Below are 8624 nucleotides of genomic sequence, written 5' to 3' on the forward strand. Positions count from 1 at the left end.
GTGAGCGACGAGCACGGGAGTCTCCACGCGACGCTGGAACTCCCGGTCGCCCTCGACGGGGACGAGGCGGGGCCGGCGCTGTCCGTCGGGACGGCGACGATGACCGACGACGGCGGGTTCGTGGTCGAACTCTCCGCCGGGACGCCGCCGCTCCCCGAGGCCGTCACCGCTGCCGTCTCTGTCGGCGAACCCTCCGTCCGTGTCACGGAACGCGACGAGGTCGTGCTGGCCGTGACGCTGGTCCTCGACCCGGGCGGGGACGACGACCGACGGAACGCCGAGGCCACCGCCGACGTCGACACGGAGGAAGCGACCGAGGCCGACGAACCCGCCGCGAGGGGTGACGACCCCGTCGCCGAGGGCGGCGAGACACACGAGCGGACCGCGAACGGCGACGAGGCGGGCGGGAACGCGGACGACGAGGAGGCGGCGACCGAGACGGTCGAAGGGCTGGCGGCGGTCCGCGACGACTCCCTGCCGCCGTACGAGGACACGGCCTACCTCCAGCGACTGTACGACTCGTGTGAGACGTTCGCCGAGATGAGTCGCCGCATCGAGATGGACGTCGCCGGAGAGACGGTTCGCCGGTACATGATCGACGCCGGCGTCCACACCCCCACCAGCTACCGAACGGCCCGGGAAGGGGACGGTCAGTCCGAGACGGCGGCCGACGCCGACGCTGACGCCGGCGTGGATGCCGACGGGAGCGAGGGCACGGACGCCGGGTCCGGGGCCGGCACCGGCGCTGCCGCCGCCGGCGAGTCGGAGTCGGACCCGGGGGCGGACGAGGCGACGCCCGACGGCGAGCCGGAGGACGCGTCGGCCAGTCGGGTCCCGAGTGGGGTCGAACGCGTCGGGCCGACCCCAGGCGAGGAACTCGTCACCGACGGAATCGGCCTCCCGGACGGGCTCTGCATCGAGGACGTCGTCGACGCCGTCGCGGAGTCGTCGACGGTGTACGAGGTCCAGCGTGAGCTCGGCCTCGAACAGCAGCGCGCCTGGGAGCTGCTGCAGCAGCTCGGCCTCCTGGAACTGCTCCTGGGTCGTATCTCCGACGGCCCACAGGGGGCCGTCTCCCACGAGACCGTGACGGGACGCATCCGCCAGCGAATCGCGAACAGCGCCTGACGCCGCCGGTCGCTCGGCACCCAAAGCCGCCGGTTCCCCATCGCCGGTTTAAACCCCTTGCGTGAATCACCCATAGATGCAAGTACGTCCGGCCGCTTTACCACGGTACAGTATGGGTCAGAGAACAGCGACCGTAGAGCCGTCGGGTGTCGAGCGGCTCCTGACCGACGCGCGCTTCGAGTTGATGCCGTTCGACAGTTTCGACGAGGAGATCACGCACCTGCCGGAGGACGCGACCGTCGCCATCACGACGTCGCCCCAGCTCGGTATCGACCGGACGGTCCAGCGGGCCGAAGACGCCGTCGAACTCGGCTACGACGTCTCGCCGCACATCGCCGCCCGGTACGTCGAGGACCGCGACCACCTCGACGACATCGCGAGCCGACTGGAGGCCATCGACGTCACCGACATCTTCGTCCCGGGCGGCGACCGCGAGGAGCCGGCAGGGGAGTTCGAGTCGTCACACGAACTGCTGGTAGCGCTCGAAGAGCTCGGGTACGAGTTCGAGGAGGTCGGCATCACGGGCTACCCCGAGGGGCACGAGTTCCTCTCCGAGGAGACGCTGGCGGAGGCGATGGACAAGAAGCGACCGTACGCGACGTACATCGTCACCCAGCTCTGTTACGACCCCGAGACCATCCTCGAGTGGACGGACGCGCTCCGCGACCGCGGCGTCGACCTGCCCGTCGAGGTCGGCATCCCGGGCGTGATGAACTACCAGCGGCTCATGAGCATCTCACAGAAGGTCGGCGTCGGCGACTCCATCAAGTTCCTGAAGAAGACGACCGGCATCCTCGGGTTCGTCCGCGAACTCGTCGGCTCGCGGGGGACGTACAAACCGGACCGCCTCGTCGACGGCCTCGCTCCGTACGCGACGGACGAGCGGTACGACCTCCGGGGACTCCACATCTACACCTTCAACCAGACGCCCGACACCGAGAAGTGGCGTCGTAGCCGCCTCGGGGGCTGACGCGACCGGCCACCGGGAGGCGACGAGCCCTCCCTCGGGACGTGACCACGCACACCGCCAGCACGCCGTAGCGACCAGAACACGAAGTATCAGTAGTTCGGTACGTCTTGCGAGCCGACGTTATTCAGTGGTCCGGTCACTAGGGGGGGTATGAGGTTCGACACCGTCCGTGAGACGGACCCGGCCGTGGCCGACGCGCTCGACGCCGAGCGCGAGCGCCAGAACGACACGCTCGCGATGATCGCCAGCGAGAACCACGCCTCGCCCGCCGTCATGGAGGCGCAGGGGTCGGCGCTGACGAACAAGTACGCCGAGGGCTACCCGGGCGAGCGGTACTACGGTGGCTGTGCCCACGCCGACGAGGTCGAGGAACTCGCCATCGAGCGTGCGACGGAACTGTGGGGTGCCGACCACGTCAACGTCCAGCCACACTCGGGGTCGCAGGCGAACATGGGCGTCTACCTCGCGCTACTGGAACCGGGCGACCGCATCCTCTCTCTGGACCTGACCCACGGCGGTCACCTCTCGCACGGTCACCCCGCGAACTTCGCGGGCCAGATCTACGACGTCGAGCAGTACGAGGTCGACCCCGAGACGGGCTACGTCGACTACGAGGGACTCGCGGCGACGGCCGAGACGTTCGACCCCGACATCGTCGTCTCGGGCTACTCCGCGTACCCCCGCGAGGTGGACTTCGAGCGCATCCAGGCCGTCGCCGACGACGTCGGGGCGTACCACCTCGCGGACATCGCCCACATCACGGGACTCGTCGCGGCGGGCGTCCACGAGTCGCCCGTCGGCGTCGCGGACGCCGTCACCGGGTCGACACACAAGACCATCCGGTCGGGTCGCGGCGGCATCATCATGTGCGACGAGGAACACGCCGACGCCGTCGACAAGGCGGTGTTCCCCGGCACGCAGGGGGGGCCGCTCATGCACAACGTCGCCGGGAAGGCCGTCGGGTTCGCGGAGGCGCTCGACCCTGCCTTCGACGCCTACGCCGAACAGACGGTGGCGAACGCCCGCGCGCTCGCCGACCAGTTGCAGGCGCGGGGTCTGGACCTCGTCTCCGGCGGGACGGACACCCACCTCGTCCTCGTCGACCTCCGGCCCTCGCACCCGGACACGACCGGGAAGGAGGTGGAGACCGCGCTCGAAGACGCCGGCATCGTCCTGAACGCCAACACGGTCCCCGGCGAGACGCGCTCGGCGTTCAACCCGTCTGGCATCCGTGCGGGGACGCCGGCGCTCACCACCCGCGGGTTCACCGAGTCGGCCTGCCGTGAGGTGGCCGACCTCATCGCCGACGTGGTCGACGCACCCCACGACGAGGCGGTCGTGCGGGCGGTCAGCGAGCGCGTCGACGAACTGACCGACGAGTACACGCTGTACGACTGACGCGGGTCGAGACGGGCTGACCGCGAGGTCCTGTCGGGACTCCCGTCCGCCGACCGTGTCACGTGCGGTTCAAGTACTCCGTGACGAGTTGTTCTTCGGCGCGTCGCAGTCGGTACGAGAGGGTCGACCGTGGGACGTCCAGTTTCGACGCCAGTTCGTCGAGCGTGATTTCGCTCGGCGCCCGGTAGTACCCGTGGCGGGCGGCCGCGCGTAACGCCGTCCGCTGGTCGGGGTCGAGCGAGACCGTCCCGAGCGAGTCGTGTCCCCACTGGTCGGCGTCCCGGAGGTGGCCCATGTGAAACGAGAGTCCGGACCGCAAGTTCGCGCTGAGTGCGTCGTAGAGCAGGCCGACCTTCTCGTCCGACCGCATCAGGATACGCCACTCGTGTCGGTCCTGCGAGCGACGGGAACAGAGGAGCGACCCGGGCGGGAGATACCGACCGACGAGCGTCTGGATGGGTTTGCCGCCGCTGAGCCGCTCGACGTACGTGTAGAACACCCGCTCACCGTCGGACCGCTCCAGGATGTCGGGGTGTTCCGTGGCGAGGCAGTCCGCCTCGGTCACCGACTCCGTGCGTCCGTCGTCGTCGAGGTGGAGCCGTTCGACCGCGTCGAGCGCCGCCTCCGGCCCGCTGAGGCGTTCGATGCGCCAGAAGTCGTCGTCGTTCACGCAGCCGTGCAGTCCCCGTGCGACGAGCGACGGGTGGTCGATGAACACGTCCATCACCGGGTCGGTACCGGGGTTGTAGTCGATGCTGAACGTGAACTCGCGCATCACACACCCTCCGGGTCGTGGCCGGGACTTGGCAACACACCGGCGAACTACACCGGCGAGCGCAAAAGCGTTCCCACCCGGTCGTCGTTCGGCAGCGCCAGATTGTCGGTCGACAACTAAACTATTATTTGTGATTAATACGCTTCTGCTGACGCCTGCCATGAGCACCGACGAACCCAGTCAGTCGACCGAGACACACGGCCACGAACATCACGAGGTAGAGGGGCCGGGGTATCCGACGCCAGCGGCGATGCGCACCGAGTCGGAACGCGAGAAGACCGCCTTCGTCATGTCGCTCCGGGTCGGGATGGACGTGGACGGCCCCGACTTCGTCGGGGTCGTGGACGTCGACCCCGACTCCGACACCTACGCGGAGTTGATCGACACGGTGGAGATGCCGAACAAGGGCGACGAACTCCACCACTTCGGCTGGAACACCTGCTCGTCGTCGTGTCACGCCGAGGGACTGATGCGAGACCACCTCATCGTCCCCGGGCAACGCTCCTCGCGGATCCACATCCTCGACGCGTCCGACCCGCGGAACCCCGAGATCGAGAAAGTGATCGAACCCGAGGAGGTGTTCGAGCACGACCTGTCGGCGCCACACACCGTCCACTGCGTGCCCGAGGGGAAAATCGTCATCAGCATGCTCGGCAACGCCGACGGCGAACTCCCCGGCGGCTTCCTCCAGCTCGACCAGGAGGACTTCTCCATCGACGGCCACTGGGAAGCGGACAGCGGGGAGATGGAGATGAACTACGACTACTGGTACCAGCCCCGTCACGGCGTGATGCTCTCGACCGAGTGGGCAGCGCCGGAGACCTACTACCCGGGCTTCGACCTGGACGACGTCGAGGACGGGAAGTACGGCGACAGCATCCACGTCTGGGACTGGGAGACGAAGGAACACCAGCAGACGCTGACCTTCGGCGAGGAGGGGCTCATCCCGCTCGAGATTCGGATGCCCCACAACCCCGAGGAGACGGAGGGGTACGTCGGCGCCGCGCTCTCGTCGAACATCCTCCGGTTCTGGGAGGCGGAGGACGGCCGCTGGGAGTGGGAGAAGGTCATCGACGTCGAGGACCGCGAGCATCCCGACTGGGACATGCCCGTGCCGGGACTGGTGACGGACATCCTCCTGTCGCTCGACGACCAATACATGTTCTTCTCGAACTGGCTCCACGGCGACGTCCGGATGTACGACATCAGCGACACGGGGAATCCACGGCTGGTCGACCAGTGCTGGGTCGGGGGCAACTTCGCCGAGCGCCAGTCCGTCGGCGGCCACGACGTCCGCGGCGCGCCGCAGATGCTCCAGCTCTCCCGGGACGGCCGACGGCTCTACTGGACCACCTCGCTGTTCTCCTCGTGGGACAACCAGTTCTACCCCGAAATCGGGGAGCGGGGGTCGCTGATGATGAAAGCGGACGTCTACCCCGAGGAGGGCCGGATGGAACTCGACGAGGAGTTCGTCGTCGACTTCGGCGACGCGCCCGGCGGGGCGGCTCGTGCCCACGAGATTCGCTGGCCCGGCGGCGACTGCACCAGCGACGTCTGGCAGTGAGCCGCCGATGTCCCACACAGTCACGCTGGAGTGGCGCGACGGCCGGGAGACGACCGTCGAGGTCCGGGAGTCCGAGACGGTCACCGACGCCACCGAGCGTGCGGGTCTCGGCGTCTCCTACGGCTGTCTGTACGGCGCCTGCGCCACCTGCACCGGGCGCCTGCTGGAGGGTGACCTCGTCCACGTCGAACGCCCGCGGGGGCTGAAACCCGGACACCGGCTGGACGGCTACGTCCTGCTCTGTGTGGCCGAACCGCGCTCCGACTGCCGGATCGAGGTGGGGGCGGAGATACAGGCCGACCTCGTGCCGAACCCGTGGAAATGACTCGGAACTCCCGACGCACGGCCGCCGTCGCACTCGGTGTCGCGCTCCTGTCGACGCCGGCGTCCGCCCACGAGGTGGCCGCCGCCGAGACGGGTCTCTCGTTCCCGCTGGTCGTCGCGAGCGTCGTCCTCGTCAGTCTCTTCGGGGGTGTGGTCGTGCTGATCGGGTACGGCCGCCTCCCGTGGTCGCTGGGACGGGCGGCGCTCCCAGTGGGGGTGTTCGCGCTCGGTGTCGCGGCGCTGGCGCTCGCCGTCACGCAGGCGGCGGCAGCGACCCTCGTCGGCCTCGCAGCCGGGGTCGGCGTCGTCTACGTCGCCCGCGACGCGGCGGTCACGGACTGCGGAACCTGTGCGGACGCGGCGCTGGGGGCCGTGACGCTCCACCGCGGCCTCGAAGGCGTCGTCCTCGCCACCGTCTACGCCGCCGATGCGGCGCTCGGGCTGGCGGGCGCCCTCGTCGTCGCTGGGCACGCCGCCGCCGAGACGGCCGCCGTCGGGTCGCTGTACGCGACGGCCGGCCGTCGGTACGCCCTCGCCGCAGTGCTCGTCGTCCAGACGGGGTTCATCGTCGGCGTCGCGGCGGGATGGAGAGCCGTCGGCGGCGTCTCGCCGACTGCCGAAGCCGGCCTGCTGGCGCTCGTCGGGGGTGTCCTCCTCGCCGTCGGCACCCGGGAGACGCGGCGTCGACACGTGGCGGGCGTCGTGCCGGCGTAGGACCGTCCACCAGGACCGTCCCCCTCGTCCTCGTCGCACGGCGACCGACCGTTCCGGACTGGCCGTTTGAACCGACCGCTCCGGACCGGCCGGCTGAACCGACGTGTGTAGGTCGACCGCCGAGCGCTCGGGTCCGAGCAGTCGGTCGTGAGTCCCTCGCACCGTCACACACTGCGGTACAGCGGTTCGGCGCTTCCGGGACCGAATCAGTCGTTGAAAAAGAACTTTACCCCTCACACCGACGTGTTGGCATAGCATGCATCGACCGATGACGACGCTCGACTTCCTCGACAGGGGAGTCGACATCTACGGCGACGCAGTCGGCGTGATCGCGCACGACGGAACCGAGTACACCTACGCCGAGTTCGGCGAGCGGGTCGACCGCGCGGCGGCGGCGCTCTCGGAGTGCGGTATCGAGGAGGGCGACCGCGTGGCGCTGCTCTCACCGAACACGCACTGGTTTCTGGAGACACTGTTCGCGATCAACGTCCTCGGGGCCATCTCGGTCCCACTCAACTACCGGCTCATCGCCGAGGACTACGAGTACATCCTCGACGACTGTGGAGCCCAGGCGGTCGTCGCCGACCACGAGTACGCAGAGAAGGTCGAGGCGATCCGCGACGAGGTCCCGGCCACGACGTTCGTCGCGAACCCGGCCGACCGCGTCGACGGCGACTGGCGCGATTACGAGGCGCTCCTGGAGGCGGCAGACCCCGACACGGTCGAACGGCCCGACGTCTCCGAGGACGACCCGGCGACGATCAACTACACGAGCGGGACGACCGGCGACCCGAAAGGGGTGGTCCGGACCCACCGCACCGAACACTGGCACGCGCTGGTCGCCGCACACCACACCGAGATCACCGACGACGACGCCTACCTCTGGACGCTCCCGATGTTCCACGTGAACGGGTGGGGCTATCCGTACATCATCACCGGCGTCGGCGGGACACACGTCTGCCAGCGCACCTTCGACAGCGGGGGTGCCTTCGACCGCATCCACGCTCACGACGTGACCTACCTCTGTGGCGCACCGACGGTCCTCGAACAGCTGATCGACCACTACCAGAACCACGACGTTCCGGCGACCGGCGACAAGCCGGTCAGGATCGCGACCGCGGCCAGCCCGCCCCCCGAGGCCACCATCCGGACCGTCGAGGACGAACTCGGCTGGGACATCTTGCACGTCTACGGGCTGACCGAGACCGGCCCGCTGATCACGACGAGCAACTCGCCGCGCCGGATCGAGAGCGAGGGGCGCTTCACGATCAAGACCCGGCAGGGCCACGCCATGCTCGGGACCGAACTGCGCGTCGTCGACAAGGACGGCGAGGACGTCCCGCCCGACGACGAGACGATGGGCGAGATCGTCGTCCGCGGCAACCAGGTCATGGACCGCTACTGGAACAAACCCGAGCGGACTCGTGAAGCGTTCAGCGGTCGGCTCGACGGATGGTTCCACACCGGCGACTTCGCCACCATCGACGAACGCGAGATGATCTCGATCAAGGACCGCAAGAAAGACGTCATCATCAGCGGGGGCGAGAACATCTCCAGCGTCGAGGTCGAGGACACGCTCTACGACCACCCCGACATCGAGCGCGTCGCCGTCATCGGCGTCCCACACGAGAAGTGGGGCGAGACGCCCAAAGCCATCGTCGTGCCCGCCGTCGGCGCCGACCTCACCGAGCAGGGGGTCATCGAGTTCGCCCGCGACAACCTCGCGCACTTCAAATGCCCGACCGTCGTCG

The 8624-nt window shown here is 68.8% G+C and carries 8 protein-coding genes; 7 read left to right on the forward strand and 1 reads right to left on the reverse strand.

Annotation, left to right across the window (positions count from 1 at the left end; genetic code table 11):
• The 3 genes from ACESK5_RS17940 to glyA form a co-directional block, all read left to right on the forward strand.
• The coding region (locus ACESK5_RS17940; RefSeq protein ID WP_372912953.1) for a hypothetical protein at positions 1–1128 on the forward strand (1128 nt) is incomplete at its 5' end.
• A 112-nt stretch (positions 1129–1240) separates the two neighbouring features.
• Positions 1241–2098: a methylenetetrahydrofolate reductase gene (locus ACESK5_RS17945; RefSeq protein ID WP_372912954.1), complete on the forward strand. Its 858-nt coding sequence runs from the start codon at positions 1241–1243 to the stop codon at positions 2096–2098.
• A 150-nt stretch (positions 2099–2248) separates the two neighbouring features.
• Complete coding sequence (gene glyA / locus ACESK5_RS17950; protein ID WP_372912955.1) at positions 2249–3496, forward strand: serine hydroxymethyltransferase; 1248 nt, start codon at positions 2249–2251, stop codon at positions 3494–3496.
• A gap of 58 nt (positions 3497–3554) precedes the next feature.
• On the opposite strand, the gene ACESK5_RS17955 is transcribed toward glyA, so the two are convergent.
• On the reverse strand, positions 3555–4271 hold the full coding sequence (locus tag ACESK5_RS17955) for a helix-turn-helix domain-containing protein (protein WP_372912956.1): 717 nt from the start codon (positions 4269–4271) through the stop codon (positions 3555–3557).
• A 160-nt stretch (positions 4272–4431) separates the two neighbouring features.
• On the opposite strand from ACESK5_RS17955, the gene ACESK5_RS17960 reads away from it, so the two are divergent.
• The 4 genes from ACESK5_RS17960 to ACESK5_RS17975 all read left to right on the forward strand — a co-directional run.
• Positions 4432–5835: a selenium-binding protein SBP56-related protein gene (locus ACESK5_RS17960; RefSeq protein ID WP_372912957.1), complete on the forward strand. Its 1404-nt coding sequence runs from the start codon at positions 4432–4434 to the stop codon at positions 5833–5835.
• A gap of 7 nt (positions 5836–5842) precedes the next feature.
• Positions 5843–6160 carry a 2Fe-2S iron-sulfur cluster-binding protein gene (locus ACESK5_RS17965; RefSeq protein ID WP_372912958.1) on the forward strand — a complete coding sequence of 106 codons (318 nt, stop codon included), beginning with the start codon at positions 5843–5845 and terminating at the stop codon, positions 6158–6160.
• Complete coding sequence (locus ACESK5_RS17970; RefSeq protein WP_372912959.1) at positions 6157–6873, forward strand: hypothetical protein; 717 nt, start codon at positions 6157–6159, stop codon at positions 6871–6873. Before ACESK5_RS17965 ends, ACESK5_RS17970 begins: the two co-directional genes overlap by 4 nt.
• Before the next feature lie 256 nt (positions 6874–7129).
• On the forward strand, positions 7130–8624 hold a 1495-nt coding region (locus tag ACESK5_RS17975), incomplete at its 3' end, for a long-chain-fatty-acid--CoA ligase (RefSeq protein ID WP_372912960.1).

The sequence above is a fragment of the Salinigranum sp. genome, from assembly GCF_041641895.1.
In the GTDB taxonomy this organism is placed as follows: Archaea; Halobacteriota; Halobacteria; order Halobacteriales; family Haloferacaceae; genus Salinigranum.

Coding starts and splice junctions, on each gene's coding strand:
- glyA (WP_372912955.1), top strand. CDS start 2,249: ATGAGGTTCGACACCGTCCGTGAGACGGACCCGGCCGTGGCCGACGCG.
- ACESK5_RS17965 (WP_372912958.1), top strand. CDS start 5,843: ATGTCCCACACAGTCACGCTGGAGTGGCGCGACGGCCGGGAGACGACC.
- ACESK5_RS17970 (WP_372912959.1), top strand. CDS start 6,157: ATGACTCGGAACTCCCGACGCACGGCCGCCGTCGCACTCGGTGTCGCG.
- ACESK5_RS17945 (WP_372912954.1), top strand. CDS start 1,241: ATGGGTCAGAGAACAGCGACCGTAGAGCCGTCGGGTGTCGAGCGGCTC.
- ACESK5_RS17960 (WP_372912957.1), top strand. CDS start 4,432: ATGAGCACCGACGAACCCAGTCAGTCGACCGAGACACACGGCCACGAA.
- ACESK5_RS17955 (WP_372912956.1), bottom strand. CDS start 4,271: ATGCGCGAGTTCACGTTCAGCATCGACTACAACCCCGGTACCGACCCG.